Source organism: Kitasatospora sp. NPDC036993, assembly GCF_055607525.1.
Genome location: NZ_JBVJRP010000023.1, coordinates 75,979 through 102,390, shown reverse-complemented (window position 1 = coordinate 102,390; position 26,412 = coordinate 75,979). Strand labels below are relative to the sequence as shown.

Here is a 26,412-nt window from a genome sequence, read left to right as displayed (position 1 = left end):
CCCACGGCGGCCCTGCCCCGTTCCCCCGGTCGGCGGCCGACTCGAATCCGCCGCCGACCGCTCTACCCTCGTCCGTACGACCTCAGGAGAGCTCCCCCATGAACCTGCCCTCCGACGCTGCTTCCTCCTCCGCGCTCCGTCCCCCCGACGCCGTTCCGTCCTCCCCCGCCTCGCCCGCCTCCCCGGACGCCCCCGGCGGCCTGGAGCGCGGGGTGCTCGGCACCGGTGACATCGTCTTCTTCGTCGTGGCCGCCGCCGCGCCGCTGACCGTGATGGCCGGCGTGGCACCGTTCGCGATCTCCTTCGGCGGCATCGGCACACCGGTCGCCTACCTGGCCACCGGCGTGGTGCTGGCGCTCTTCGCGGTCGGCTTCACCGCCATGACCGCACACATCCGCAACGCCGGCGCCTTCTACGCCTACGTCACCCGCGGCCTCGGCCGGGCGGCCGGGCTGGGCGCGGCCCTGCTCGCGGTGCTGTCGTACAACGCCATCCAGATCGGCATGTTCGGCGCCTTCGGGTACTTCGCCCACACCACGGCCGCCGACCTGCTCGGGCTGGACCTGCCCTGGCCGGTCTGGGCCCTGTTCGGGGTCGCGGTGGTCTGGTTCCTCGGGTTCCGCTCGATAGACCTCGGGGCCAAGGTGCTCGGACTGCTGCTGATCGCCGAGACCGGCATCCTGCTGGTGCTCGCCGTGGCGGTGCTGGTCAAGGGCGGGGCACACGGGCTCAGCCTGTCCTCGTTCGCGCCGAAGCAGGTGTTCTCCGGCGGGATGGGCGGGGTGCTCGGACTCTCCTTCGCCGCCTTCATCGGCTTCGAGGCCACCGCGATCTACCGCGAGGAGGCCAGGCAGCCGCACCGGACCGTGCCGCGCGCCACCTACGCCGCGATCGCCTTCCTCGGCCTCTTCTACACCTTCGTCACCTGGGTGATCGTGCAGGCCTTCGGCGACACCGAAGCCGTCGCGACCGCCACCGCCGACCCGGCCGGGATGTTCTTCACCGCGATGACCGACTACGTCGGCGGCTGGGCGACGGACGTCCAGCGGGTGCTGATCGTGACCAGCCTGCTCGCGGCGCTGCTCGCCTTCCACAACACCATCACCCGGTACGGCTACGCGCTGGCCACCGAGCGGGCCGCGCCGGCCGCGCTCGGCCGGATCCACCCGCGCCACGGCTCGCCGTGGATCGGCGGCATCGCGCAGTCGGTGCTGGCGGCGGTGGCTGTCGGGGTGGCGGCGCTGATCGGGGCCGACCCGTACGACCAGTTCTTCCTCTGGGTGAACTCCCCCGGTGTGGTCGGCATCCTGGTGCTCCAGGCGCTGGCCGCGTTCGCGGTGTTCTCCTTCTTCCGCCGCAACCGGGCGGCCGCCGCGAGCGCCGGGGTGTTCCGTACGGTCGTCGCGCCGCTGGCCGCCACCGTGCTGCTCTGCGGGGCCACCGTGCTGGTGGTGTGGCGGCTCGACCTGTTCACCAGTGCCGGGCCCGAGGTCAACTGGCCGCTGGTGGCGATCGTTCCGGTGGTGTTCCTGACCGGCGTCGGGATCGCCCTGCGGCTGCGGGCCCGGCGGCCGGAGGTCTACGCGCGGCTGGGGACCACCGGGGCCGGCGAAGGCTGAGCCCTGGCTGCCCCGGTTGCCCCGGTTGCCTTGATTGCACGGGCTGCCCGGTTGCGCGGGCTGCCCGGTTGCGCGGGCTGCCCGGTTGCGCGGGCTGCCCGGGCTCCTCGCCGGAGCCGACCCCTCAGCCCTGGCCGACCGCTTCGGCGAGGAGCCGGTAGGAGTCGAACAGCGCGGCCCGGTCGTAGGTACTGGTGCTGACCAGGAACTCGTCCGCCCCACTGCGCTCCACCAGCGCCACCAGCTCGGCGGCGGCCTGCTCCGGGGTGCCCGCGATGTGGCCTTTGAGCGACTGCTCGTACGCGGCCCGCTCCCTTGCCGTCATCTCCCGGGCGCGGACCTCGGCGGCGGGGGTCAGCGGCGGGAACTCCCCGTGGGTGCGCGAGTACGCGCCGGACCAGGCCTCCGGGACGAGCAGCTCACGCGCCCGCTCGGCCGTGTCGGCGACCGCCACCGTGCCCGAGACCACCACGTACGGCTCGGCGGACTGCGCGGAGGGGCGGAACCGGGTGCGGTAACGGTCGATCGCCGCGAGCATCCGGTCCTCCCCGCGCGCGGCGGCGATCACCAGTGGCAGCCCGGCATCAGCGGCCAGGTCGGCGCCCGCGCCGGTGGCCAGGACGAAGGCCGGGACGTGCAGGCCCTCGGCAGGGCGGGCATGGACCCCGCGGTGCGCCTGCTGCGAGCCGTCGAAGTAGCCGAGCAGTTCGGCCAGCTGGGCGCCGAACTCGTCCGCGACGTCCTTCTCCCGCCCCAGCGCCCGCCGTACACCGTCGGTGAAGCCCACCGAGCGCCCGAGCCCCATGTCGATCCGCCCCGGGAACAGCGCGGCGAGCACCCCGAACTGCTCGGCCACCACCAGTGGTTGGTGGTTGGGCAGCATCACCCCGCCGGTGCCGACCCGGATCCGCGTGGTGGCCGACGCCACCGCCGCGGCGAGCACCGTGGGAGCCGATCCGGCCACCCCCGGCACGCCGTGGTGCTCGGAGACCCAGAACCGGTGGTAGCCGAGCCGCTCCGCCTCGCGGGCGAAGGCCACCGTGTCCCGCAGCGCCTGGGCCGGCTCCTCTCCCTGTCTGGTCCGGGAGCGGTCGAGCACGGAGAGCCTGGTCCTGGGCGCGGCACTGGTCACGCGGTGGACAACGCCCGCCCGCCGCACCGGCATTCCCGGGCTGCCGGGCCGGAGCCGAAGCCAGGGCTGGAACCGAAGCCAAGACCGGAGCCGGAGCCGGAGCCGGAGCCGACGGCTCATGGCCCACGGCTCAGGAGCCCGCCCCGGGTATTCGGCGCCGGAGGGTGCCTGCGGCCTTGCGCCGCCCCCAGGGCTTGTACACCGACAGGATCACGTTGAACAGGTAGAGCGTCAGCGCCACCGCCGGGACGATCACGGTGTTGTAGCGGACGAAGCCGAGGTCCGCGACGGTGATCGGCCCGGTCGGATGGGCCTCCGCCACCCGCACCGCGTCGTGCAGCCGGGCGGTGAGGGCGAAGACGGAGGCCGCCATCGCCCCGAGCGTCAGCCAGAACTTGGCACTCACCCAGTAGTACCGGAACAGCCCCCAGGACGTGCCGAGCCCGAGCGCCACCCCGCTCAGGAAGGTGAGCAGGCTCAGCGGCAGGACCAGCGCGTCGCCGAGCAGGCCCATCGCCCGGTAGGCGGTGCGCAGCCGGTCGGCGTCCCCGGTCGTCAGCGCCGTCACCGCCAGGGTGAGCAGGCAGAGCATCAGTGCCAGCCAGCTCACCGAGGCGACGACGTGCAGGACGACCAGGGGTTTGCGTGCCCCCGGTGGCAGGCGGCGGTCGGCGGACGGCCGCCTGCCACCGGACGCCGGGTCGGGCGCCACGACGGCGCCGGTGGGCGAGCGCACGGGCACCTCCTTCGAGTCGGGGTCATCAGGACGGCCCCAGGCTCTCCCGTCCGGGCCTCATCGGGCATCTGACGGTGGAAGTAACCTCGCCTACTCCCAGGCGAGTACGCACCCTCGGCAACCGCCGGACCGCTACTCCCTCGGGAGCAGCGGTCCCAGCGGGAGCACCAGCGGGAACAACGCGGACAACGGGAGCACCAGCGGGAGCGGCACCACGGCTCAGTCGGTCACCGCGAACCCCTGCTCCGCGCCCAGCCGCTGCAGCGAGGCCTGCCCCGGAATCCCGTCCGCCGCCCCCGCCTGGTACCCGCAGCGCCGCTGCCAGGCGGCGTACGCGGAGACCGTCAGGCTGCCGAACGAGCCGTCCGCCCACCGCTGATCGAGCAGCCCCTCGTCGACGAGCGCCTGCTCCACGATCGCCACTTCTGCCCCGTACGTCAGGTGCCCCTGCGCGGCCCCCGGATCGGACTGGGCGGCCGCGATGACGTGGGAGACCGAGACGGTCCGCTGCCCGGGCAGGTAGCCGAGCAGCCGGCGCAGCGAGCCCTCGCCGGGGACGCCGTCCGCCGCCTGCCCGGAGTAGCCCAGACTCCCCTGGTAGTCCGCGTAGTTCGCGGTGTCCGCGTCGGTCCAGTCCGGGCCGGGGCCGGAGCGGTAGTGGCTGCCGAAGCCGTGCGAGACCAGCGCCCGTCCGACCGTCGTCACCTGGTAGCCCTGGGCGCCGTAGCCGTACCTCAGGCCGTTGATGCTGACCTGGTAGCGGGCGGGCGTGGCCGGGGGCACCGGGTGCTGCTGCGAGGGCGGGATGTCCGGGGAGCCGCCCGTGAAGTCGGGCCAGGTGCCGGGGTCGGTGTGGTCGTTGAAGGGCACGTGGGCGTGCGCGTACCAGCCGCCGCGGGTCTCCCAGGCCCGCTCGTCGCGGTGGCCGGAGAAGTCGGCCGGCCGGCCCATCGGCCACACGTCGGGCACGCCCCAGGAGGAGATCCAGGCGTGGATCCGGTCCCAGCCGGCGCACGGGGTGTCGACGAGCCGCGGGTAGGTGCCGCCCCGGTAGCGGCAGTAGGGGAAGAACACCGCCTCGATCTGGATCACCACCCGCCCGGCCCGGTTGGTGCGGGTCGGGCTCTGGGCGGGGCTGAGCAGGCTCTTCGAGCGGGAGTCGGCCGGGAACAGCTGGGTGGCGCGGCCGCTGAACGGGTCCCAGACCAGGTGCGGCGCGTTCCCGGCGCCGCTGCCGGTGAAGTAGCCGACCAGGTCCTCGTAGGAGCACCAGTCCTGCGGCGCGGTGGCGGTGGCGTTGCGGTCCCAGGTGATGTGGGCGATGGCCTTCGGCGGGTACTGCTGGTCGGTCGGCGCGTGATCGCCGAGGTCGTGGACCTCGGCACCGGGCAGCCACAGTTCGGGCATCGTGGTCTCCTCCGAACGGCGTGAGGGCATCACCTCGGGTATCGGCAGGTACGGCTCGCGGATTGACCCCGAGGGCACAAATGCGCGGCGGTGAACCCCGCGGGCCCGCCCGGCCGTTCGACTCTGCGGAGGGTATTCGCCTCCATGTGCGACTCGGGCGCCCGTGCGGGGACGGCCGATCGCGCGGCGCATTTCACCCTGCCGAGGCCCGGCTGTCAATCATTGACATCACAAGTGGTCTAGTCCACGGTGGTCGGCGGACCGGTCCGAGCCGACGCCCGGGGCTTCCGTGCGCGCTCAACTCGCAACCGTGGAACCGAATCTGACGATCCGACGGAGAAACCCGCACCATGCAAAGAGTCTGCCTCGCCCTGCCCACCATGCGCCCCTGCCCCGACACCATCGTGGACCTCGCCGAGGAGGCGGCCTACGCCGTCGAGAACTTCGGGGTCGAGGTGCACCTCCTCGTCCTCGACACCACCGACGCCGTCGAGTTCGCGAAGAACGCGGGCGCGGTGGCCGCGCTGGAGCCCACCCCCGGCGTGTTCGTCCACCACCTCGGCGAGGCGCAGCAGCGGGAGTTCCTGCGCCGGGCGAGCGTGCGCTCCGGCGCCGCCGACCCCGAACTGCTGCTCGACCTGATGCTCCCGCGGGCCGTCGCGTACGGTTCCTGCGTCAACCGGCTCTTCCTGGGCGCGGCCGCCCTGGACTGCACCTCGGTGCACCTGCGCAACGACGACGCCGACTTCCAGGTCCTCGACGGCCGGAAGGTCTTCCCGATCCACCACGAGCTGCTCTCGATCGGCCGGCCGGCCGGCGAGGCGGCGGCCGGCGTGTCCCGCTCCGTGCTCGACCCGGCCGACGCGGACAAGCCGGTGATGCTGGTCGCCGGCTCCTTCGTCGGCGAACTCTGCGTGGACATCAGCGAGATGCACGACCTGGACCCGGCCGTCTACCGCGAGGTGGTGCGCCTGTGGGCCCCGCCGGTGTGGTCGGACGAGGAGAAGGACGCGATGGTGGACGTCTCCTTCAAGGGCGCCGACTCCGAGCCGTTCAGCACCGACGAGTCCGTCCTCGGCGTGCCCGACATCTGGGACGTCTTCATGTGCAACACCGCCCTGGACCACCGCGCCTACGAGGTGCTGCCGCTGCTGCCCTCGATCGAGACGATCGGCAGCGACTACGTCCTGCTGCACGCCCTGGTCCACTCCGGGATGCCCGGCGTCGTCCACAACCGGCACATCGTCAACTACTACACGCCCGAACGTCGCACCGGCGCCGGCTTCATCGCCTACCAGACGCGGTTCGTCAAGTTCCTGCTCTCGATGCTGTACCTGTACCCGGTCTACGGCGGGATGATCGACCTCGGCCGCGGCCTGCTGGACGAGCGGCACGGGCTGAGGATCGAGCCGATCCTCGACCTGGCGCGGGGCAGCGTCGACTGGGACCGGGCCGGGAACGAGCACTGCCTGGACGTCCTGGACCGCTCCTACCGCAAGCTGGGCGGCAAGTACGCCGACCTCGCGGACGCGGTGGCCGGGCAGCGGCAGCAGCTCCTGGACGAGGCACAGGAGGACGCCAGGCGCTGGGTGGTGCTGGTGGAGGCCTGGGCGGCACTGGTGGCCGCCGCCCGCGCGGAGGGGCTCGGCGCCGCTTCCGAGGTCTCGGCCAGGTGAGCGAGGACCTCCGGATCCGGCTCCTGGCCGACGGCGACTGGGACGCCGTGGTCGCGCTGGAGCACGACGCCTACGCCGCCGACGGCCTGTCGGAGGGCCGGGAGGCGCTCCAGTCCCGCGCCCTCGGCTCGCCGGAGACCTGCTTCGTCCTGGAGCACCACGGCGCCGTCCGCGGCTACCTGCTGAGCCTGCCGTACCCGCCGCTGCGCTGCCCGGACCTCGCCCATCCGGAGGACGGGGCCTTCGCCTCGGACAACCTCCACGTGCACGACCTGGTGATCGCCGAGGAGCTGCGCGGCCGGGAGGTCGCGCTGGGGTTCATCCGGCACTTCCGGTCGCACGCGGAGGAACTGGGCTACGAGCGGATCTCGATGGTCGCGGTGCGCGGCGCGGACATCCTGCTGCGGCTGCTCGGCTACCGGGCGCACCGGGAGGTGGCGGTCCCGGCCTCCTACGGGCGGCGCGCCGTCTACATGTCGATGCCGGTGCGCTGACCTGCGGGGATACGTGGACGAATGATCACTCTTTCGGCCTAGTTTCAACCCGGTTCGGACGGCGGGGATCACCCCATCGGGTGAAGCTGGTGGCGGCTGCGCCGTACGCGCAGCCGCCGGCAGCACCCGCCCGTACGCCCGAGGGAGAAGCGCATGAAGGCCGCCGTCGTCCGCGATTTCACCGCACCGCTGACCATCGAGGACCACCCGGTCCCCGAACCGGCCGCGCACCAGGTCCGGGTCCGGATCGAGGCCTCCGGTCTCTGCCACACCGACATCCACGCCGCCCACGGCGACTGGCCGGTCAAGCCCAGCCCGCCGTTCGTCCCCGGGCACGAGGGCGTCGGCATCGTGGAGGCGGCCGGCGCGCAGGTCCGGCACGTCCGGGTCGGCGAGCGGGTCGCCATCCCCTGGCTCGCGGACGCCTGCGGACGCTGCGACCAGTGCGTCACCGGCTGGGAGACGCTCTGCCTCCAGCAGCACAACAGCGGCTACTCGGTGGACGGCGCCTACGCCGAGTACGCGCTCGCGCACGGCGACTACGTCGTCCCCGTCCCGGACGGCACCGACCCGCTGGACGCCGCCCCGCTGTCCTGCGCGGGCGTCACCACCTACAAGGCGCTCAAGGTCTCCGGCGCCGGCCCCGGCACCCGGGTACTGGTCTCCGGCATCGGCGGGCTCGGTCACCTGGCCCTCCAGTACGCCCGGATCTTCGGCGCCGAGACCATCGCCGTCGACGTCACCGACGACAAGCTCGCCCTGGCCCGCGAACTCGGCGCCGACCACGTCCTCGACGCCCGCACCCAGGACGTCGCCGCCGAGGTCCAGGCCCTCGGCGGCGCCCACGCCGCGATCGCCCTCGCCGTCAGCAACGCCTCCTTCCAGGCCGCCTACGGTGCCCTGCGCCGCGGCGGCACCCTCGTCCTGGTCGCCCTCCCGGCCGGCGGCAAGCTCGAACTCCCGGTCTTCGAGACGGTGCTGAACGGCACCAAGGTGATCGGGTCGATCGTCGGCACCCGCGAGGACCTCGCCGAGGTCTTCCGGCTGCACGCCCTCGGCCGCACCCGGGTGATCCGCGAGACCCGCCGGCTGGAGGACGTGAACGCCTGCTTCGAGGAGGTGCTGAGCGGCGAGGTCTCCGCCCGCCTGGTCTTCGACCTGCGCTGACTCCCCCGACCCGCGCACCGCCGAGGCCGCCGCGCGGAACCCGGCGCTGCCGCCCGAGGTCCTGAGGGCGCTGGTCCGGTAGCGCCCGGCCGGGCCCGGTTCGTCCGGGTGGGGTTGCAGTTGCGTCTCCGTTCCGTTCGGCGTGGGTACGAAGTGGGCGTCGGTCCGGGATGGTGGAGGCGACCACTCGTGCGGCAAGGGGAGTTGCCATGGGGGACGGCCGGGGGCCCGAAGCGGCCGTGGTGACGGCGCTGCTCGACGACGGGCCGCATCGGGCGGTCGCGGACGTGGTGCGGGCGCGGCTGCGGATGGTGCCGGAGGGGGCGCGGGCCCTCACCGCGGCCGAGGCGAGCCCACAGGACCCGCAGGCCCGGGCGCTGTTGACCGCCGCCGTCGCCCACCTGCTGGCCTCCGACCCGGCGTTCGCCCAGTACCTGGCCACCACGGAGCTGGGGCGGCCCGCCGGCCCGCGGACCGTCCAGCTCCGCACCGGCCCGGCCGGCCCACCACCGCCGAAGGGCCCCGCCACCGTCCAGCTGCGGACCGGCCCACGGCCGGAGAGCCCGAGCACCGTCCAGCTGCGGCTGGACCCGGAGGCCGCCCGCGCCGGGCTGCTCGCCGGCAGACGGAGCAGCGCCGGGATCCTGGTGGCGCTCGCCCTGGTGCTGATCACCGCGCTGGTGGCGCTCGGCGTCCACCTGGGCTCGCGCCCGCTGCTGAAGCCGGGCGGGCCCGGCCTGGCGCGCGCCGCGCAGCCGCTGCGGGACCCGGCGCTGGTCCAGGGGGTGCTGCCCGACGAGGGGGCGATGCCGAGCGGCTGGCGGGTGCAGCGGGCCGCGGAGTCGGGGACGGGAACGGCCGACCCGGCCCGGTGCCTGCTGCCGGGCTCCTGCGACCAGCAACTCGCCTACGCCACCGTGACGTTCGGCGCCGCCTCGGTGCAGACCGTGGAGTTCGGCGTGACCGCCTTCGCCTCCCCCGAGGCCGCCGCCCGCGCCTTCGACACCGTGCTCGAACGCACCGGCGGCGAGGAGGCGACGGCGGTGGCCGTCCCGCGGACCGGCGACCGGAGCGCCACCCGCACCCTCGGCACCGGCACGGCGGTCGCGCTGGTCAGGGTCGGCAGCGTGCTGCTCATCGTGCGCGACGAGGGGCCCGGCGCCGCCCTCACCGCGCCCGGACTCACCCTCTTCGCCAGGCTGATCGCCGACCGCGCCCGGCAGGCGCAGGACGGCCGCACCCCGGACGCCTCCGCCCGCGGGACAGCCGGCTGAGCGCGGGACGGCCGGCTGAGCGCGGGACGGCCGGCTGAGCGTGGAGTGACGGGCTGACCGTCGGGGCTTGCCGAGGCAGCCGAGGACGGTCGCCACCGAGCGCGCCCGGACGAACCCCACCCCGGCGCGTTCGGCCCATGGACCCGGCTGCCCCGGGTCCCCGCCCCTCGCTCTCCGTTCGAGGCTCCCACCCCGCGTCCCGCACCCCGCACCCCGCGGAGCGGGCCGAGGCCCTGGTCAGCCCGGAGGTGTGCCCGACCCCACCCCATCGTGGGCCCGACCCCGGACCGCGACGGCAGCCGGGTCCCGGACGGAACCGGAGCGCGCAACCCCGGAAGCGCCCCCACCAGGCCGTCGCCCGAATGCATGTATCGCTCTCTTGACTGGCGTCACCGAGGCGCCATACTGGCCTCACTCCCCGCTCGCCCGATGAGGTGCCCGCCCATGGAGCTCTCTCCCTCCGCGCACGTGGACACGTTCTGCCGAGACCACCTTCCACCCTTCGACCAGTGGCCGGAACTCCTCTTCGAACTACCGGAGTTGGCCTACCCCGACCGCCTCAACTGCGCCGCCGCCCTGCTCGACGACACCATCGGCCTCCTCGGCCCCGACCGCCGCTGCCTGCTCACCCCGACCGAGCAGTGGTCCTACGGCGAACTGCGCGACCGCGCCGACCGGGTAGCCCGCCTGCTGACCGAGGACCTCGGCCTCGCCACCGGCAACCGGGTCCTGCTGCGCGGCCCCAACACCCCCTGGCTGGCCGCCTGTTGGCTCGGCGTGCTGAAGGCCGGCGGGGTGGTCGTCACCACCATGCCGCTGCTGCGCGCCGCCGAGCTGACCGAGCTGCACGGCATCGCCGGGCCCGTCCTCGCCCTGTGCGACCACCGGTTCCTGGACGAGCTGCACGCCGCGGCCACCCCCGGCCTGCGCATCCTCCGCTACGGCGGCGGCGGACCCGAGGACCTCACCACCCGCTGCGCCGCCAAACCCGCCGGCTTCACCGCCGTCCCGACCGCCGCCGACGACGTCGCGCTGATCGCCTTCACCTCCGGCACCACCGGCCGCCCCAAGGCCACCCTGCACTTCCACCGCGATGTGCTCGCCATCGCCGACACCTTCTCCCGCCACCTGCTGCGCCCCACCCCCGAGGACCTCTTCGCCGGCACCCCGCCGCTCGGCTTCACCTTCGGTCTCGGCGGCCTGCTGGTCTTCCCGCTGCGGGCGGGCGCCGCCAGCCTGCTGCTGGAGCAGGCCACCCCCGACCAGCTCGCCGAGCAGGTCCGCCGGCACCGGGTGAGCGTGCTGTTCACCGCGCCGACCGCCTACCGGGCGATCCTGGCCGCCGGGCTGGCCGACCGGCTGGCCGGGGTGCGGCGCTGCGTCTCGGCGGGCGAGCCGCTGCCCGCCGCCGTCTGGCAGGCCTTCCACGCGGCCACCGGGCAGCGGCTGATCGACGGCATCGGCGCCACCGAGCTGCTGCACGTGTTCGTCTCGGCCGCCGACGAGGAGATCCGCCCCGGCGCCACCGGCCGTCCGGTGCCCGGCTTCCGGGCCGCCGTCCTGGACCGGCAGGGCCGCCCGGTGCCGGACGGCGAGCCCGGTCTGCTCGCCGTCAAGGGCCCGACCGGCTGCCGCTACCTGGACGACGAGCGCCAGCTCGACTACGTCCGCGACGGCTGGAACCTGACCGGCGACACCTACGTCAGGGACCACGACGGCTACTTCTGGTACCGGGCCCGCAACGACGACATGATCGTCTCGGCCGGCTACAACATCGCCGGGCCCGAGGTGGAACAGGCCCTCGCCGCCCACCCCGACGTGGCCGACTGCGCGGTGGTCGGCGCGCCGGACGAGCGGCGCGGCGCGGTGGTCAAGGCGTACGTGGTGCTGCGCGCCGGCGTGCCGGCCGGGCCCGAGACGGTGCGTGCCGTCCAGGAGCACGTCAAGCGCACCATCGCTCCCTACAAGTACCCGCGGGCGGTGGAGTTCGTGCCCGAGCTGCCGCGCACCGCGACCGGCAAGCTGCACCGCGCCGAACTGCGCCGGCTGGCCGCGCTGACCCCGGCCAGCGTCACCGTCGAACGCCGGGTGGAGTGGTCCGACACCGACGCCGCCGGGCACTACCACTTCTCCGCCGTGCAGCGCTGGGCCGAGGCCGCGGAGGCGGCCCTGCTGCGCCGGCTCGGGCTGGCCGACCTGTTCGGGCGGATCCCCCGGGTGCACTTCGAGGCCGACTACCGCGAGCGGCTCTGGTTCGGCGACCTGGTCCGCACCGAGCTGCGGGTGGTCCGGGTCGGCGGCTCCTCGCTGCACTACGCCTTCGAGGTGCACGGCCCGCACGGCCTGGCCGCGAGCGGGCGGATGTCGGTGGTGCACGCCGCACCGCACGCCGCGGGCGCCGAGCCCTGGCCCGCGCAGGTCCGCCGCACCCTGGCGGAGTCCGGGCCGCAGCGCCCCGAGGTGCTCGCATGAGTGCGGCGCCGCGCCTCACCGGCGGCACCGGCAGCGCACCGCGCCCCGCGCGGATCGCGGTGATCGGTGCCGGCCCCGGCGGGCTCTACTTCGCCGCCCTGGCCAAGCAGCTGGCGCCCGACCGGGAACTCACCGTCTTCGAACGGGACGGCCGGGAGCACGAGTCCGGCTTCGGCGTGGTCTTCTCCGACGAGACCCTGGACGGCATCGCCAGGGCCGACCCGCGGGTCTTCGCCGCGATCAGCGCCGAGTTCGCCCGCTGGAGCGACATCGACGTCCGCTATGCGGGTGAGGTCCGCACCAGCGGCGGCCACGGCTTCGCCGCCCTGGACCGCAACCGGCTGCGCGCCATCCTGCAACGGCGCTGCGCCGAACTGGCGGTGGACGTGCGCTACCGCACCCCCGCCCCGCCCGTCGACCGGCTGGCCGCCGAGTACGACCTGGTGGTGGCCGCCGACGGCATCCACTCCGGCACCCGGGCCGCCCACCCGGAGAGCTTCCGCCCCGAGCTGGACGAGCGCCACTGCCGCTACATGTGGCTCGCCACCGACAAGGTCTTCGAGGCCTTCACCTTCATCGTCGAGCGGTACGACTTCGGCGTGCTCCAGGTGCACGCCTACCCGTACAGCGCCACCCGCTCGACCTTCATCGTCGAGGCGGCCGCGGACGCCTGGCGGCGTGCGGGCTTCGAGGCGCTCGCCGCACCGGAGTCGGCGCGCGGCGAGAGCGACCTGGCGAGCGTACGGCGCTGCGCGGAGCTGCTCGCCGGACACCTGGACGGCCACCGGCTGATCCCCGACGCCTCCCGGTGGATCCGCTTCACCACGGTGCGCAACGCGAGCTGGCGCCACCGCAACGTGGTCCTGCTCGGCGACGCCGCGCACTCCGCGCACTTCTCGATCGGCTCGGGCACCAAGCTCGCCCTGGAGGACGCCCTCGCCCTGGCCGCCGCCCTGGGCGAACAGCCCACCCTGGAGGGGGCGCTGGCCGCCTACGAGGCCGAGCGGCGCCCGGTGGTGGAGTCCACCCAGCGCGCCGCGCAGGCCAGCCTGGAGTGGTTCGAGACCATCGGCCGGCGCACCGGGCAGGGCGTCGACACGTTCGCCCTCAACCTGCTCACCCGTAGCCGGAGGGTCACCTACGGCAACCTCGGGGCCCGCGACCCGGCCTTCGTGGCGGCCGTGGACGCCGCCGCCGGCGGCCCGCCCGGGGTGCCGCCGATGTTCCGGCCGCTCAAGCTGGCCGCGCTGGAGCTGCGCAACCGCGTCGTGGTGCCCCCGCTGGCCACCTTCACCTCCCCCGACGCGCTGCCCAGCGGCTTCGACCGGGCCCAGCTGACCGGGCACGCGCTCGGCGGCGCCGGACTGGTCCTCGCCGGGATGACCGCGGTCGGCCCCGAGGGCCGGGCCACCGACCACTGCCCCGGCCTGTGGTCCGACCGCCAGGAGGCGGCCTGGCGCGAACTCCGTGCCGCGGTGCGGGCGGTGAGCGACACCCCGGTCGGCATCCAGCTGACCCACGCCGGCCGCCGGGGCGCGACCACCGCCCCCGGGCCCGACGGCATCGGACGCCCGCTCGCCGACGGCTGGCCGCTGATCGCCCCCTCGGCCATCCCGTGGGATCCGGACAGCCCGGTGCCGCACGAGGCGAGCGAGATCCAACTGGCTGCCGTCACCGCGGACTTCGCCGCCGCCGCCGAGCGGGCCGGCCGGGCCGGCTTCGACGCGCTGGAGCTCCAGTTCGGGCACGGCCACCTGCTCTCCACCTTCCTCTCCCCGCTCACCAACCACCGCACCGACCACTACGGCGGCCCGCTCGCCCACCGGCTGCGGCTGCCACTGGAGGTGCTGACGGCGGTGCGCGCCGCCTGGCCGCCCGGGCGGCCGCTGCTGGTGCGCGTCTCGGCGAGCGACTGGGCGCCCGGCGGCACCACCGAGGACGAGGCCGTGGCGATCTGCCGCGCGCTCGCCGGAGCCGGGGCGGACGCGGTGGACGTCTCCACCGGCGAGGTGGTGGCACACCAGCGGCCGCCGTACGGGCGCGGCTACCAGACGCCCTTCGCCGAGCTGATCCGCACCGCCACCGGCCTGCCGACCGTCGCGGTCGGCGCGATCTCCGGCCACGACGACGCGAACTCCGTTCTGGCGGCCGGGCGGGCCGACCTGGTCGCGGTCGGCCGGGCCCAGCTGTACGACCCGCTCTGGACCCTGCACGCCGCCGCCGAGCAGGGCCACACCGGGCCCGGCGCCCGGTGGCCCGAACCCTGGCGGGCGGGCAGCCGCAGGCCGCCGGGCCCGAACGCCGACCGGGTCGCGCCGCGCCTGCACCTGCTGCGCGAGCCGCCCGCCCCCGTCCACCGCCGCTGGTCACCGCCGCTTACCGAGGAGTGACGAGAGCCATGCCCCACCTGCCCCGCTTCACCGCCGCCGCCGTCCAGGCCGCGCCGGTCTACCTGGACCCGGCCGCCACCGTCGACAAGGCCGTCGCGCTGATCCACGAGGCGGCCCGGCACGGCGCCGGGCTGGTGGTCTTCCCCGAGGTCTTCGTGCCCGGCTACCCGTACTGGAACTGGACCATGAACCCGGTGCAGGGCTCGCCCTGGTTCGAGCGCCTGTACCGCGCCGCCGTGGACGTCCCCGGCCCGTACGTCGACACCCTGCGCGCCGCCGCCCGGCAGGCCGGCGTGGTGCTGGTGATCGGGATCAACGAACGCGGCCGGACCGGCGTCGGACGGCTGTACAACACCCTGCTGATCATCGACGCCGACGGTGAACTGCTCAGTGTGCACCGCAAGTTGATGCCGACCTGGGCCGAGAAGCTGACCTGGGCACAGGGCGACGGCAGCACCCTCACGGTGCACCCCACCCCGGTCGGCCCGCTCGGCGCGCTGGCCTGCGGCGAGAACACCAACCCGCTGGCCCGCTTCACGCTGCTGGCCCAGGGCGAACTCGTCCACGCCGCCTGCTACATCGCGCTGCCGGTGGGCCCCGAGGACTACGACATGGCGGACTCCATCGCGCTGCGCACCGCCGCGCACTGCTTCGAGGGCAAGGTGTTCTCGGTCGTCTCCTGCTCCACGATCTCGCCCGAGATGGTGGACCTTATCGCCGGCGACGACCCCCAGGTCCGCAAGCAACTCTCCCGCCCGCACAGTGCGTTGTCCGGGATCTTCGGACCGGACGGCCGTGCCGTCACCGAACCGCTGGTGGACGAGGAGGGCATCGTCTACGCCGAGATCGACCTCGGCCGCTGCATCCAGCCCAAGCAGATGCACGACATCGTCGGCCACTACAACCGCTTCGACGTCTTCCGGCTGCACGTGGACAACCGCCCGCTGCGGCCGCTGGAGTTCCCCGAGGAGGAGGCATGACCGGTTCCGACGCCACCCAGGACCACGGCGCCACCCAGGACCACGACGGCGCCACGAACCACGACGACGACCGGATCGGCCGGGCCCGGGTCACCGACAGCCCCGAACTGATCGCCTACTACCAGGAGTTGGCCGAACACGAGGCCGGCGCCCTGTGGACGGTGGCCAACGAGATCGAGCCCTGGTACCCCCAGCCGAAGTCCGTCCCGGTGCTCTGGCGCTACGCCGACCTCCGCCCGCTGGTGCGCAAGGCGCTGCCGCTGGTGAAGGCCGACGACGCCGGACGCCGGGTGGTGATGCTGGTGAACCCCGGCCGCCGCGAACTGAGCGCCGCCGTCGGCCTGCTGTACACCGGCCTGCAGATCATGGGCCCCGGCGAGGCGATGACCGCGCACCGCCACCAGGCCTCCGCCCTGCGCTTCGTCCACGAGGGCACCGGCGCCTGGACCGTCATCGACGGGCAGAAGCTCAAGGTCGGCCCGCGCGACTTCGCGATCACCCCCAACAACACCTGGCACGAGCACGGCAACGAGGCCGAGGACGCCCCGGTGATCTGGCAGGACGGCCTGGACATCCCGCTGGTCAACACCCTCGACGCCAACTTCTACGAGGTCCACCCCGAGCTGTACCAGCGGCCCGGACCGGTCACCGGTTCCTCGCTGCTCAGCTACGGCGGCAACCTGCTGCCCTACGGCGTCGAGACGTGGACCCGGCCCTACTCGCCGCTGCTCGGCTGGCCCTGGGATCCCAGCTACGAGGCGCTGTGCCGGCTCGCCCGGGCCGCCGAGGGATCCCCCTACGACGGCGTGATCATGGAGTACACCAACCCGGTCACCGGCGGCCCGGTGATGCCGACCATGTCCGCCCACCTGCAACTCCTGCGCCCCGGCCAGGCCACCCGCGCCCACCGGCACACCGGCTCGGTGGTGTACACCGCCGCCAAGGGGCGCGGCGCCTCGGTGATCGCCGGGCAGCGCTTCGAGTGGCAGCAGGGGGACGTCTTCGTCGTCCCGTCCTGGGCCTGGCACGAACACGCGAACCTCGACCAGGGCGAGGACGCCTGCCTGTTCTCCTTCGACGACTTCCCGGTGATGCACTCGCTCGGCCTGTACCGCGAGGAGTCCCACCCGGACGGGCACCAGCCCACCACCACCGCCTGACCAGGAGCCTCCCCGCCATGCACCTGCTGACCTACCGCGCCGACGACGGCACCGGCACCGCGGCACCGCGCCTCGGCGCCAGGATCGACGGCGACCGGGTCGCCGACCTGACCGCCCTCGCCACCGCCGCGGGCACCCAACTGCCGCCGGACCTCCTCGGGTTGATCCGCGCCGGGGAGCCGGCCCTGGCCACCGCCCGCGAACTGCTCGCCGGCACCCCCGCCACCAGGCCGCTCGCCGAGGTGTCGCTCTGCGCGCCGCTGCGCCCCGGCAAGATCGTCGGCGTCGGCCTCAACTACGTGGAGCACGTGGCCGAGTCACACCGCACCCTGGACACCGAACGCGAACTTCCCGACCGCCCCGTGCTGTTCGGCAAGCCATCGACCGCCGTCACCGGACCGGGCGCGCCCGTCCTGCACAACGCCGACCTCACCGAGCAGCTCGACTGGGAGTGCGAACTCGCCGTGGTGATCGGCGCACCCGCCTTCCGGGTGGCCGAGGCCGACGCGCTGCGGCACGTGTTCGGCTACAGCATCGTCAACGACATCAGCGCCCGCGACCAGCGGCGTTCCGGGCAGTGGTTCTTCTCCAAGGGCCAGGACAGCTACGCGCCCTTCGGGCCGGTCGTGGTCACCGCCGACGAGATCCCCGACCCGCAGCGGCTCGACCTCTCGCTGAAGGTCAACGGCGAGACGCGGCAGGACTCCAACACCCGGCACATGCTGTTCGGCGTCGCCCGGCTGATCGCCGACATCTCCTCCGGGGTCACCCTGGAACCGGGCGACGTGATCTCCACCGGCTCCCCCTCGGGCGTCGGCGCCGGGATGGTGCCCCCGCAGTTCCTCCGGCCCGGCGACCTCGTCGAGGCCACCATCGAACGGATCGGCACGCTCGCCAACCCCGTGATCGACGCCCGCTGACCCGTCCAGGGCCTGCCCGGACCCGCCCGGCCCCGCCCGGCCCCGCCCGGGACAACGTCCGGGGCTCGTCCAGACCCCGTGAAAGGACCGTCCGTCCGATGACCACCTACCGGATCGGCCAGATCGTCCCGAGTTCCAACGTCACCATGGAGACCGAGGTCCCCGCCCTGCTGCGCGCCCGCGAGGCGGTCGCCCCCGAGCGGTTCACCTTCCACTCCAGCCGGATGCGGATGACCAGGGTCACCCCCGAGCAACTGCGCGCCATGGACGGCGAGTCCGACCGCTGCGCCGTCGAGCTCTCGGACGCCAGGATGGACGTGATCGGCTACGCCTGCCTGGTCGCCGTGATGGCCACGGGGCCCGGGTACCACCGCGAGGCCGAGCGGCGGCTGCACCTGCGCACCGTCGACAACGGCGCCCCCGCGCCTGTGGTCACCAGCGCCGGCGCCCTGGTCGCCGGGCTGCACGAACTCGGGGCCGGGAAGATCGCCATGGTCACCCCGTACCTGCGGCCGCTGGCCCGGACGGTGGTCGACTACCTCGCCGCCGAGGGCATCGAGGTGCTCGACCACGCCGCCCTGGAGATCGCCGACAACCTGGACGTGGCCGCCCACGACCCGGCCCGACTGCCCGCGATCGCCCGCGCCCTCGCCCACGCGGACGCGGACGCGGTGGTGCTCTCGGCCTGTGTGCAACTGCCCTCGCTGTCCGCCGTCGAGGAGGCCGAGCAGCAGCTGGGCAAACCGGTGGTCTCGACCGCCGTCTGCACCACCCACCAGCTCCTGCGGGCCCTCGGCCTGCCCGCCTTCGCGCCCGGGGCCGGGCACCTGCTCTCCGGCGCGTACGCGTAGGCCCGACCTCAGCCCGGGCCCGACCGCCATCCGGGCCCGACCGCCATCCGGGTCAGCCCGCCCGCAGCACCACCTACACGCGGCACCGGGGCCGCCGCTATGATCGCCAGCAACCTTCGGGGAGGAGGCTTCACGCGTGTCGGAGAGCACACCCCGGCCGAGTTCCCTGATCCACACCGTCTACGGCGAGTTCGTCCGTCGGCTCGGCGGCTGGATATCCATCGCCGACCTGATCGCCCTGCTGGCCGAACTGGACGTCGACGGCCAGGCCGTCCGCTCGGCGACGTCCCGGCTGAAGAAGGCCGGCACCCTGCTCCAGGAGCGCCGCGCGGGCACGGGCTACCGGCTGGCTCCCGCGATGGATCCGGTCTTCGAGGAGGGCGACCGGCGGATCTTCCACAGCCTGGAGCCCGCCCGGCTCGCCGACGGCTGGGTGGTGGCGGTCTTCTCGGTGCCCGAGTCCGCCCGCGCCCACCGCCACCAGCTGCGCTCCCGGCTGAGCTGGCTCGGCTTCGGCAACGCCGCCCCCGGGGTCTGGCTGGCACCCGCCCGGATGCTGCCGGACGCCCGCCGGACGCTGGACCGGCTCGGGCTGAGCGCCTACGTCCACCTGTTCCTCTCCGCCGAGTACGCCGGATTCGCCGATCTCCCCACCGCGGTGGCGGGTTGGTGGGACCTCCCCGCGATCGAGGCGCAGTACGCGGCCTTCGCCGACGCCTGGCGCCCGGCCGCCGAGGAGCTGCGCGGCGGCTCCCCGGTCGACCCGGCCGAGGCCTTCCGCGACTACGTGCCGATGCTCACCCGGTGGCGCCGGCTGCCGTACCTGGACCCGGGGCTGCCCGCACCACTGCTGCCCGCCGACTGGAACGCGGTGCCGGCCCGCGCGGTGTTCACCGAGTTGCACGCACTGCTCGCCGAGCCCAGCCTGCGGTACGTCGAGAAGGTCACCGGGCTCTCCCGCATCCTGGAGCCGCGATGACCGACCCCGCCCCCGCCGACCTGCTGATCCGCGCCGCCGCCGTGCACACCCTGGTGCCCGGCGAGCCGCCCCGCCGGGCGGTGGCCGTCACCGGCGGCCGGATCGCCGCCCTCGCCGCCGCACCCGACGGGCTGGACGCCCTGATCGGCCCCGCCACCGAGGTGGTGGACGCCCCGGACTCGACGATGCTGCCCGCCTTCGACGACACCCACACCCACCTGGTCCTGGCCGGGCACAGCGTCCACGGCGTGCCCGTCCACCGGGCCCGCGACCTGCCCGGGTTCCTCGGCCTGATCCGCGAGCGCGCCGCCCGCACCCCCGCCGGGCAGTGGATCCACACCACGGTCAACTGGCAGGAGGTGCTGCTGACCGAGCAACGGATGCCCACGACAGGGGAGTTGGACGACGCGACGGCCGAGCACCCGGTGCTGGTGCGCCGCGGCGCGTACAACATGGTGCTCAACTCGGCCGCGCTGCGGCTGGCCGGGATCACCGCGGCCACCGAGGCGCCGCCCGGCGGCGTGATCGAACGCGACGGGCACGGGCGGCTCACCGGCCGGCTGGTCAACCGGGCGGTGGAGCTGGTCGAGCGGGTGCTGCCGCGCCCGACCCTCGCCGAGCGGATCGAGGGCCTGCGCGCCGCCTCCGCCGGCTACGCCGCGACCGGGATCGGCACCGTCCGCGACTGCCTGGTCCCGGTCGAGGACCTCGACGTGCTGGACGCCGCCCGGGCCGGGGGCGCCCTCGCCGTCCGGGTCAGGGCCCTGGTCTCCGGTTTCGCCGCCCGCACCCCCGAGCAGGTGGACGCCCTGCTCGACCGGATGGACGACTGGCGCGCCGACGGCCGGGACGACGACCGACTGCGGCTCTGGGGCGTCAAGTTCGGCATCGACGGCGGATTCGAGGCGGGCGCGGTGGAGGAGCCGTACCAGGGGCAGCCGTGCTACCACGGCCGGCTGCTCTGGGAGCCGGCCGAGCTGCTCGCGGCGGTGGACCGGGTGGTGGAGCGCGGCTGGCGGGTCGGTGTGCACGCCTGGGGCGACCGGGGCCTGCGGGTGCTGCTGGACGTCTTCGAGCAGGTGCTGGAGCGCCGCCCCGGCCTGCCGCCCGGCACGCTGGTGGTCGAGCACGGCGGCCTGGCCCGCCCGGAGCAGCGGGCCAGGGCGGTCGCCCTCGGCATCCCGGTGACGGTGCAGCACCCGCTGCTGCACGACGGCGCGCTGACCCAGCAGCGGGCCTGGGGCGAGGAGCGCACCGCCGCGCTCTTCCCGCTGCGCGAGTGGCTGGACGAGGGCGCGCTGATCACCGGCGGCTCGGACTTCCCGGTCGGCCCGTACGGCGCGATGGTGTCGGTGTGGGGCATGACCACCCGGGGCACCACGGCCGGGGTGGTCGGGCCCGAGCACGCGATCGGCCGGGCCGAGGCGATCGCGCTGCACACCGTGAACGCGGCCCGGCTGACCGGCGAGAGCGCCGTGCGCGGCAGCCTGCGGCCGGGATCGTTCGCCGATCTCACGGTGTGGCCGCGCGATCCGCTGGACTGCCCGGTGGACGCGCTGCGCGAGCTGCTGCCCACCCGAACGGTGGTCGACGGCCGTACCACCCACCGGAGTTGATGAGTCGTCAGGCAGCTGCGAGTTCCCGCAGGTCGATGCCGCGGTGCAGCGCCCGCAGGTCCTGGTGCAGCGTGGACGGCGGGACGGCGAGCACCCCGCAGCGGGCCCGGTGCAGGCAGTGCCGGGTGACCGAGCGGCGCAGCAGCCGGCGCAGCGCGGACCGGAGGCCGCCCTGCTCGCCGGTGCCGACCACCAGCAGGTCGCCGGGGCGGTCGGCGAGCCCGGGCAGCACCTTGGCCGCCTCCCCGCGCAGGACCAGCGGCCGCACCGGCACGCCGATCGGCAGGCCGCCGAAGGCCTCGTCCAGCGCACGCTCCATCCGCGCCTCGGCGAGATATCCATACTCTGGGGCCGACTGGAACTCGGCAGCCCCGAAGCCGTCCATCGCCATACCCGCAGCCCATGCTTTCGATTCGAGCATATGTTCGAACAAAGGCGTACGCTTGACCCCATGCACGGCACCGTCCACCTCCAGCCCTCGCTGTTCGACGACGCCGACCGCAGCGGCATCCGCCTCGGCCCGCTCGACGGCCTGCGGCGGCAGCAGCTCGGCGACGGCGCCTGGCTGGACCTGCTCCCCGGCTGGCTGCACGGGGCGGACGAGCTGTTCGAACAGCTGGCCGGCACCGTGCCCTGGCGGGCCGAGCGCCGCGAGATGTACGAGCGCACGGTGGACGTCCCGCGCCTGCTGGCCTCCTACCCGGCGCGGGCCGAGCCGCCGCACCCGGTGCTCGGCCGGGCCAGGGCGGCGCTGAGCCGGCACTACGCGCAGGAACTGGGCGAGCCGTTCCGCACCCTCGGCCTCTGCTACTACCGGGACGGCCGGGACAGCGTGGCCTGGCACAGCGACCGGATCGGGCGCGGCGCCCGCGAGGACACCATGGTGGCGATCCTCTCCGTCGGCGAGCCGCGCACCCTGGCGCTGCGGCCCCGGTCCGGCGGCACGGCGGTCGTCCGCCATCCGCTCGGCCACGGCGACCTGGTGGTGATGGGCGGCTCCTGCCAGCGCACCTGGGAGCACGCGATCCCCAAGACGGCCCGCCCGGTGGGCCCGCGGATCAGCGTCCAGTTCCGGCCGCACGGCGTGTCCTGACCCCCCGCTTGCCGCGCACCCGCCGGACGCGGAGGCTGGCAGACGGGGCCGGTGGCAACCGGGCACCGGACGGCGGCCGCCGGGCACCCGGCCCGCCAGGAGGGACGCATGCCGAAGCCGGGCACCTACCACGTCGGCGTCCCGTGCTGGGTCGTGCTCACCACGCCGGACCCCGCCCGGGCGCAGCGCTTCTACGGCGCGCTGTTCGACTGGGAGTTCGTCCCGACCGGCCCCGCCGGGACGGTCGCCACCCGGTACGGCGTCCAGGTCGCGGCCGTCGAACCGGCCCGGCCGGTCGAACCGTCCGGCCCGTCCGCCGTGTCCGCCCGGTCCGGCCCGTCCGCCGTCTGGACCACCTTCCTCGCCTGCCCCGACCCGCCGCGCACCGTCGCCACCGTCCGGGCCGCCGGCGGCCGGTCCCTCCGCGAGCCGTACGAGGTGCCGGAACTGGGCCGCGCCGCGCTCGCCGTCGACCCGCTCGGCGCCCGCTTCGGGCTCTGGCAGGCGGGCACCGTCGACGGCGCCGGACTGGTCGACGAGCCGGGCGCGCTCGCCTGGAACGAGCACCTCTCCCCCGACCCCGGGGCCGCCCGCGCCTTCTACCGCAGGGTCTTCGGCTACACCTACGACCGGCCCCGGGCCGGCCACGCCCTCGCCAGGGTCGCCGGCCTGCCCGCGTGCAGCATCGGCCCGGGCGGCCCCGGCGACGGCGCCCGCTGGCTGGCCCACTTCGCGACCGAGGACACCGACCGGACGGCGGCCCGGCTGCGCGCCCTCGGCGGCAGGGTGCTCGGCGGGCCCGTGCCGACGCCGTTCGGCCGTACCGCGCTGGTCAGGGACGACGCCGGCGCGGAGTTCGTGCTGGTCGCCGTCCCGGCCCGCGGTTCCGCGGCGGCGGCCTGAGCCGCGACGGCCGAAGGCCCTGAGCCGGTGGGCCGGTGAGCCGGTAGCCCGCCGGGCCCCGGACGACTGCGGGAGTCCCCGGCCGGCCGCGGGACTCCCGAGTACTCCTGACCGTCCGAGGTCAGTCCTTCACCGCGCCGGCCAGCCCGGAGACCAGCTTGCGCTGCACCGCGATGAAGAAGATCAGCACCGGCACGGTCATCAGCGTGGACGCCGCCATGATGCCGCCCCAGTCGTTCTCGTCCGGCTTGAAGAACACCAGCAGCGCCGAGGGCAGCGTCTGGTTGTCGGTGGCGCTGATGATGAAGGTCTTGGCGAAGACGAAGTCGTTCCACGCCGCGATGAAGGAGAACACGCTGGTCGCCGCGAGGCCGGGCGCCACCAGCGGCAGCAGGATCCGCCACAGGATGCGGGTCCGGCTGGCCCCGTCGATCTGCGCCGCCTCCTCGATCGAGACCGGGACGGCCGCGACGAAGCCGCGCATCATCCAGATCCCGAACGGCAGCGAGAACGCCAGCTGCACCAGGATCAGCGAGGCCAGGGTGTTCAGTCCGATCCCCGGGGCGACCTGCCCGGCGTCGCGGAACATGAAGAACAGCGGGATGGTCAGCGCCTCGACCGGGATCATCTGGGCGATCAGGAACATCACCATGATGGTGGTGCGGAACCTGAACCTGAACCTGGTCACGGCCACCGCCGCCAGGAAGACCACGATCGCCGACAGCACCACCACCGACAGCGCGATCACCAGGCTGTTCACGAAGTACCGGCCGAAGCCGTCCACGCTGAGCACCTGGCGGAAGCTCTCCAGCGTGGGGTGGGCGGTCCACGGCTTCGGGTCGAGCGACTGGATCTCGCCCTTGGGCTTGAAGGCCGAGAGCACCATCCAGAAGATCGGGAAGGCCGTGACCACGGCCAGCACGATCGCGCTGGTGTTGGCGGCCAGGCGCCACCGGCCGCGGGTGTTCCGGGCCGCCCTCACGGGGGCCGGGGGGTTCGCCGTGCTCACAGTTCGTTCCCCGTCCGTCGCAGGGTGCGGATGTACAGGACCGTCGGGATCACCAGGATCAGCAGCATGATCACACCGATCGCCGCGCCCAGCCCGTACTGCGAGGAGGCGAACGCCTTCTGGTACGCGTACACGTTGAGCACGAGGTTCTGGCCGGCGATGCCGCCGCCCTCGGTCATCACGTAGATCTGGGTGAAGACCTTGAAGTCCCAGATCACCGACTGGATCACCACGATGGTCAGGATCGGGCGCAGCATCGGCGCGGTGATCCGGCGGAAGGTGGTCCAGGTGTTGGCGCCGTCCAGGGCGGCGGCCTCCATGATCTCCTCCGGGATGGCCCGGATGCCCGCGTAGAGGGTGACCATCACGAACGGGAAGGAGTGCCACACGACCACGGCGCCGACGATCAGGAACGCCGTCCACTTGTCGTAGAACCAGTTGAACTCGTGGAAGCCGGAGAGCCCGAGCCCCTCCAGGGTGTGGTTGACCAGACCCAGGTTGGTGTCGAACAGGAAGCTCCACACCGTGGAACCGGTCATCGCGGGCGCCGCCCAGGCCGCCATCGCGGCGGTGGTCAGCACCAGCCGCGGCCACCGGCCGACCTTGGTGAGCAGCACCGCGAGGGTGGCGCCGACCGCCAGGGTGGCCACCACGCAGAACGCGGCGAAGCCGATGGTCTGGAACAGGACCGTCCAGAACTGCCGGTCCTCCAGGATCTTCGTGTAGTTGCCGAAGCCGACGAAGGAGGTCGGGACGCCGCCCGAGGCCTGGGCCTGTCCGAAGTCCAGGACGGACAGCAGGCCGAGCTGGTAGACCGGGTAGGCGACCAGCGGGATCAGGATGACCGCGGCCGGCAGGAGCAGCAGCAGCGGGGGCCGGCGGCGCCGGCCGCCCGGGGGTGCGGCCGGCGCCCTTCCCCCACGGCGCCTGTGCGGGGAAGGCGGCGCCGGGGCGGTCGAGGTGGATACGGACACGTGCGGGACCTGTTCTCTGAGACGAGCCGGGAGTGGGACCGCCCGTACGCGGCCGGTGGCCGGCGGGTGCGGTGCCGGCGGCGGCGGCGCGGCCCTTGCGCGGAGCCTCGGGGCGCAGGGCCCCGGCGCGGAAGGTCTCGGCGCCGAGGGCCCTGTGGCGCGGTGGCTCGTGGCACGCCGCCGCCGGCGGACGGCCGTCAGTGCGCGGCGAAGGCCGAGTTGATCTGCGCGGCGGCGTCGGCCGAGGCCTTGGCGACGTCCGCCTTGCCGGTGACGACCTGCTGGAACATGGTCGGGAGCACCGACTGCGCGTCGATCTGCGCCCACGCCTGGTCGAGCGGGACGAACTTGGTACCGGCCGCGATGGTGTCGGTGAACGGCTTCAGGAAGGCGTCCTTGGCCGCGACCTTGCCGCTGACGGACTTGAGCGTCGGCAGGTTGCCCATCGCGTCGTACATCTGCTCCTGGTACGCGGGGCTCGCCAGCAGCTCGGCGAACTCGACGGCCAGCGTGCGGTGCTTGGCCGCCTTCATGACGCCCAGGTTGTTGCCGCCGGCGAAGGACGGGGCGATCGACCCCGGCTTCTCGCCGGGGAACGGCACCACGCCGTACTGGCCCTTGACCGGACCCGCGTCCACCTTGCTGCGGGCGGAGTTGAGCATCACCGCCATCGACGTCTTGCCGGCCGCGAACAGGTCGATGATCTTGCCGCCGGTCAGGTCAGCGCACTGCTGGGCGGGGCACCCGTCCGGGCCGAACAGGTCGGTGTAGCGCTTGATCCCGGCCTGCGAGGCGGGCGAGTCGATCGCCGCCTTGTACTTGCCGCCGTCCGCGGTGGCGATGTCGCCGCCCGCGTCCCAGATGAGGGGCAGCGCGCCGAAGGTGTACTTGCCGCCGACGGCGATGCCGAAGGTGTCCGGGTGCGCGGCGTGGATCTTCTGGGTGGCGGTGACCAGCTCGGCGTACGAGGTCGGCGGGGTGAGGCCGGCCTCGGTGAACAGGTCGGTGCGGTAGTACAGCGCGCGCACGCCGACCCACCAGGGCACGCCGTAGGTCTTGCCGTCCACGACGGCGGTCTTGGCGATCGCCGGGTCGAGGTCGCCCTTGTCCTTCCACCCGTCCAGCTCGGCGGTGATGTCGGCGAGGCCGCCGGCGGCGACGTAGCCGGGCAGGTCGGTGTTGCCGAACTCGACCAGGTCGGGGGCGCTGTTCGGGTCGTTGAAGGCGCCCTTCATCTTGGCCGCGCGGGCCGAGGCGTCGGTGTCGATGTAGCTGATGTTGACCGTGACGCCCTGGTGGGAGGCCTGGAACTCGGTCACGGCCTTGGTGATCACGGCCTCCTTGGCCGCGTTGCCCGCCTCGTTGTAGAGCCAGACCTGCATGGTGCCGGTCCGCTCGTCGGTGGCCTTGCCGCTCGCCGGTGAGGCGGTGCCGGGGGCACAGGCGGTGGCGGCCAGGCAGCCGGCGGCGAGCACGACGGCTGCGGCGGTCCGTCCGAAGTTTCGCATGGTGGAGACCTCCCCTCCCGACAGCTGCCGCCGAGACTCGCACCGCGGGGGG

At 74.1% G+C, this 26,412-nt stretch carries 22 protein-coding genes and 1 pseudogene; 16 read left to right on the top strand and 7 right to left on the bottom strand.

The window, feature by feature from the left end; genetic code table 11:
* The first annotated feature begins 98 nt into the window (after positions 1-98).
* The gene (locus tag ACZ7C5_RS34370; protein ID WP_401085685.1) at positions 99-1,619 is read left to right on the top strand and encodes an APC family permease; all 1,521 of its coding nucleotides are present in this window, start codon (positions 99-101) and stop codon (positions 1,617-1,619) included.
* A gap of 124 nt (positions 1,620-1,743) precedes the next feature.
* Here ACZ7C5_RS34370 and ACZ7C5_RS34365 read toward each other — a convergent pair whose 3' ends face one another.
* The 3 genes from ACZ7C5_RS34365 to ACZ7C5_RS34355 form a co-directional block, all read right to left on the bottom strand.
* Positions 1,744-2,751, bottom strand: a complete 1,008-nt coding sequence (locus ACZ7C5_RS34365) for an LLM class flavin-dependent oxidoreductase (RefSeq protein ID WP_401085688.1) — start codon at positions 2,749-2,751, stop codon at positions 1,744-1,746.
* Between the two features lie 130 nt (positions 2,752-2,881).
* Entirely contained in the window at positions 2,882-3,487 is a 606-nt protein-coding gene (locus tag ACZ7C5_RS34360) for a DUF2269 domain-containing protein (protein ID WP_401085690.1), read from the bottom strand.
* A 219-nt stretch (positions 3,488-3,706) separates the two neighbouring features.
* Entirely contained in the window at positions 3,707-4,894 is a 1,188-nt protein-coding gene (locus ACZ7C5_RS34355; RefSeq protein WP_401085693.1) for a peptidoglycan-binding protein, read from the bottom strand.
* A 350-nt stretch (positions 4,895-5,244) separates the two neighbouring features.
* Here ACZ7C5_RS34355 and ACZ7C5_RS34350 point away from each other — a divergent pair, with 350 nt between their 5' ends.
* The 13 genes and pseudogenes from ACZ7C5_RS34350 to ACZ7C5_RS34290 all read left to right on the top strand — a co-directional run bounded on the left by ACZ7C5_RS34350 (position 5,245) and on the right by ACZ7C5_RS34290 (position 20,873).
* On the top strand, positions 5,245-6,570 hold the full coding sequence (locus tag ACZ7C5_RS34350) for a DUF6271 family protein (RefSeq protein ID WP_401085695.1): 1,326 nt from the start codon (positions 5,245-5,247) through the stop codon (positions 6,568-6,570).
* Complete coding sequence (locus ACZ7C5_RS34345) at positions 6,567-7,064, top strand: GNAT family N-acetyltransferase (RefSeq protein ID WP_401085698.1); 498 nt, start codon at positions 6,567-6,569, stop codon at positions 7,062-7,064. Before ACZ7C5_RS34350 ends, ACZ7C5_RS34345 begins: the two co-directional genes overlap by 4 nt.
* Before the next feature lie 153 nt (positions 7,065-7,217).
* Complete coding sequence (gene adhP, locus ACZ7C5_RS34340; RefSeq protein WP_401085701.1) at positions 7,218-8,231, top strand: alcohol dehydrogenase AdhP; 1,014 nt, start codon at positions 7,218-7,220, stop codon at positions 8,229-8,231.
* A gap of 209 nt (positions 8,232-8,440) precedes the next feature.
* A complete protein-coding gene (locus ACZ7C5_RS34335) occupies positions 8,441-9,505 on the top strand; it encodes a hypothetical protein (protein ID WP_470324197.1) in 1,065 nt (354 codons plus the stop codon).
* A 444-nt stretch (positions 9,506-9,949) separates the two neighbouring features.
* Positions 9,950-11,554, top strand: a pseudogene (locus tag ACZ7C5_RS34330) (AMP-binding protein); the annotation flags it as partial.
* 39 nt (positions 11,555-11,593) lie between these two features.
* Positions 11,594-11,977, top strand: a complete 384-nt coding sequence (locus ACZ7C5_RS34325; protein WP_317620250.1) for an acyl-CoA thioesterase — start codon at positions 11,594-11,596, stop codon at positions 11,975-11,977.
* Positions 11,974-14,367 (top strand): oxidoreductase, encoded by a 2,394-nt coding sequence (locus tag ACZ7C5_RS34320; protein WP_470324196.1) that lies wholly within the window; start codon positions 11,974-11,976, stop codon positions 14,365-14,367. Before ACZ7C5_RS34325 ends, ACZ7C5_RS34320 begins: the two co-directional genes overlap by 4 nt.
* Before the next feature lie 8 nt (positions 14,368-14,375).
* Positions 14,376-15,347, top strand: coding sequence for a carbon-nitrogen hydrolase family protein (locus ACZ7C5_RS34315; protein ID WP_188298549.1), 972 nt, complete (start codon positions 14,376-14,378; stop codon positions 15,345-15,347).
* The gene (locus tag ACZ7C5_RS34310) at positions 15,344-16,507 is read left to right on the top strand and encodes a cupin domain-containing protein (RefSeq protein ID WP_470324195.1); all 1,164 of its coding nucleotides are present in this window, start codon (positions 15,344-15,346) and stop codon (positions 16,505-16,507) included. Before ACZ7C5_RS34315 ends, ACZ7C5_RS34310 begins: the two co-directional genes overlap by 4 nt.
* Before the next feature lie 17 nt (positions 16,508-16,524).
* Positions 16,525-17,427 carry a fumarylacetoacetate hydrolase family protein gene (locus ACZ7C5_RS34305; RefSeq protein ID WP_401085715.1) on the top strand — a complete coding sequence of 301 codons (903 nt, stop codon included), beginning with the start codon at positions 16,525-16,527 and terminating at the stop codon, positions 17,425-17,427.
* 98 nt (positions 17,428-17,525) lie between these two features.
* Positions 17,526-18,278 (top strand): maleate cis-trans isomerase family protein, encoded by a 753-nt coding sequence (locus ACZ7C5_RS34300; RefSeq protein ID WP_401085719.1) that lies wholly within the window; start codon positions 17,526-17,528, stop codon positions 18,276-18,278.
* Positions 18,279-18,414: 136 nt separating this feature from the next.
* Positions 18,415-19,257 (top strand): PaaX family transcriptional regulator, encoded by an 843-nt coding sequence (locus tag ACZ7C5_RS34295; protein ID WP_401085722.1) that lies wholly within the window; start codon positions 18,415-18,417, stop codon positions 19,255-19,257.
* The gene (locus ACZ7C5_RS34290; RefSeq protein WP_470324194.1) at positions 19,254-20,873 is read left to right on the top strand and encodes an amidohydrolase; all 1,620 of its coding nucleotides are present in this window, start codon (positions 19,254-19,256) and stop codon (positions 20,871-20,873) included. The genes ACZ7C5_RS34295 and ACZ7C5_RS34290 overlap by 4 nt, the downstream gene beginning before the upstream one ends.
* Positions 20,874-20,880: 7 nt before the next feature.
* Here the strand turns inward: ACZ7C5_RS34290 and ACZ7C5_RS34285 are convergent, their stop codons facing one another.
* Complete coding sequence (locus tag ACZ7C5_RS34285) at positions 20,881-21,192, bottom strand: universal stress protein (RefSeq protein ID WP_470324193.1); 312 nt, start codon at positions 21,190-21,192, stop codon at positions 20,881-20,883.
* Positions 21,193-21,324: 132 nt separating this feature from the next.
* On the opposite strand from ACZ7C5_RS34285, the gene ACZ7C5_RS34280 reads away from it, so the two are divergent.
* Both ACZ7C5_RS34280 and ACZ7C5_RS34275 read left to right on the top strand, forming a co-directional pair.
* Positions 21,325-21,966 (top strand): alpha-ketoglutarate-dependent dioxygenase AlkB, encoded by a 642-nt coding sequence (locus ACZ7C5_RS34280; protein WP_470324192.1) that lies wholly within the window; start codon positions 21,325-21,327, stop codon positions 21,964-21,966.
* Positions 21,967-22,074: 108 nt separating this feature from the next.
* The gene (locus ACZ7C5_RS34275; protein ID WP_401085733.1) at positions 22,075-22,869 is read left to right on the top strand and encodes a VOC family protein; all 795 of its coding nucleotides are present in this window, start codon (positions 22,075-22,077) and stop codon (positions 22,867-22,869) included.
* A 121-nt stretch (positions 22,870-22,990) separates the two neighbouring features.
* Here the strand turns inward: ACZ7C5_RS34275 and ACZ7C5_RS34270 are convergent, their stop codons facing one another.
* The 3 genes from ACZ7C5_RS34270 to ACZ7C5_RS34260 form a co-directional block, all read right to left on the bottom strand.
* Positions 22,991-23,878, bottom strand: a complete 888-nt coding sequence (locus ACZ7C5_RS34270) for a carbohydrate ABC transporter permease (protein ID WP_401085736.1) — start codon at positions 23,876-23,878, stop codon at positions 22,991-22,993.
* Positions 23,875-24,852, bottom strand: coding sequence for a carbohydrate ABC transporter permease (locus tag ACZ7C5_RS34265; protein WP_188301084.1), 978 nt, complete (start codon positions 24,850-24,852; stop codon positions 23,875-23,877). The genes ACZ7C5_RS34270 and ACZ7C5_RS34265 overlap by 4 nt, the downstream gene beginning before the upstream one ends.
* A gap of 197 nt (positions 24,853-25,049) precedes the next feature.
* On the bottom strand, positions 25,050-26,360 hold the full coding sequence (locus ACZ7C5_RS34260) for an extracellular solute-binding protein (RefSeq protein WP_188301085.1): 1,311 nt from the start codon (positions 26,358-26,360) through the stop codon (positions 25,050-25,052).
* Between the last annotated feature and the right edge of the window lie 52 nt (positions 26,361-26,412).

What these genes read in the sequence shown, in the direction of transcription:
- ACZ7C5_RS34275 (WP_401085733.1), top strand. Translation starts at nt 22,075, where the DNA reads ATGCCGAAGCCGGGCACCTACCACGTCGGCGTCCCGTGCTGGGTCGTG.
- ACZ7C5_RS34350 (WP_401085695.1), top strand. Translation starts at nt 5,245, where the DNA reads ATGCAAAGAGTCTGCCTCGCCCTGCCCACCATGCGCCCCTGCCCCGAC.
- ACZ7C5_RS34370 (WP_401085685.1), top strand. Translation starts at nt 99, where the DNA reads ATGAACCTGCCCTCCGACGCTGCTTCCTCCTCCGCGCTCCGTCCCCCC.
- ACZ7C5_RS34335 (WP_470324197.1), top strand. Translation starts at nt 8,441, where the DNA reads ATGGGGGACGGCCGGGGGCCCGAAGCGGCCGTGGTGACGGCGCTGCTC.
- adhP (WP_401085701.1), top strand. Translation starts at nt 7,218, where the DNA reads ATGAAGGCCGCCGTCGTCCGCGATTTCACCGCACCGCTGACCATCGAG.
- ACZ7C5_RS34280 (WP_470324192.1), top strand. Translation starts at nt 21,325, where the DNA reads ATGCACGGCACCGTCCACCTCCAGCCCTCGCTGTTCGACGACGCCGAC.
- ACZ7C5_RS34290 (WP_470324194.1), top strand. Translation starts at nt 19,254, where the DNA reads ATGACCGACCCCGCCCCCGCCGACCTGCTGATCCGCGCCGCCGCCGTG.
- ACZ7C5_RS34285 (WP_470324193.1), bottom strand. Translation starts at nt 21,192, where the DNA reads ATGGAGCGTGCGCTGGACGAGGCCTTCGGCGGCCTGCCGATCGGCGTG.
- ACZ7C5_RS34355 (WP_401085693.1), bottom strand. Translation starts at nt 4,894, where the DNA reads ATGCCCGAACTGTGGCTGCCCGGTGCCGAGGTCCACGACCTCGGCGAT.
- ACZ7C5_RS34300 (WP_401085719.1), top strand. Translation starts at nt 17,526, where the DNA reads ATGACCACCTACCGGATCGGCCAGATCGTCCCGAGTTCCAACGTCACC.
- ACZ7C5_RS34305 (WP_401085715.1), top strand. Translation starts at nt 16,525, where the DNA reads ATGCACCTGCTGACCTACCGCGCCGACGACGGCACCGGCACCGCGGCA.
- ACZ7C5_RS34260 (WP_188301085.1), bottom strand. Translation starts at nt 26,360, where the DNA reads ATGCGAAACTTCGGACGGACCGCCGCAGCCGTCGTGCTCGCCGCCGGC.
- ACZ7C5_RS34315 (WP_188298549.1), top strand. Translation starts at nt 14,376, where the DNA reads ATGCCCCACCTGCCCCGCTTCACCGCCGCCGCCGTCCAGGCCGCGCCG.
- ACZ7C5_RS34310 (WP_470324195.1), top strand. Translation starts at nt 15,344, where the DNA reads ATGACCGGTTCCGACGCCACCCAGGACCACGGCGCCACCCAGGACCAC.
- ACZ7C5_RS34320 (WP_470324196.1), top strand. Translation starts at nt 11,974, where the DNA reads ATGAGTGCGGCGCCGCGCCTCACCGGCGGCACCGGCAGCGCACCGCGC.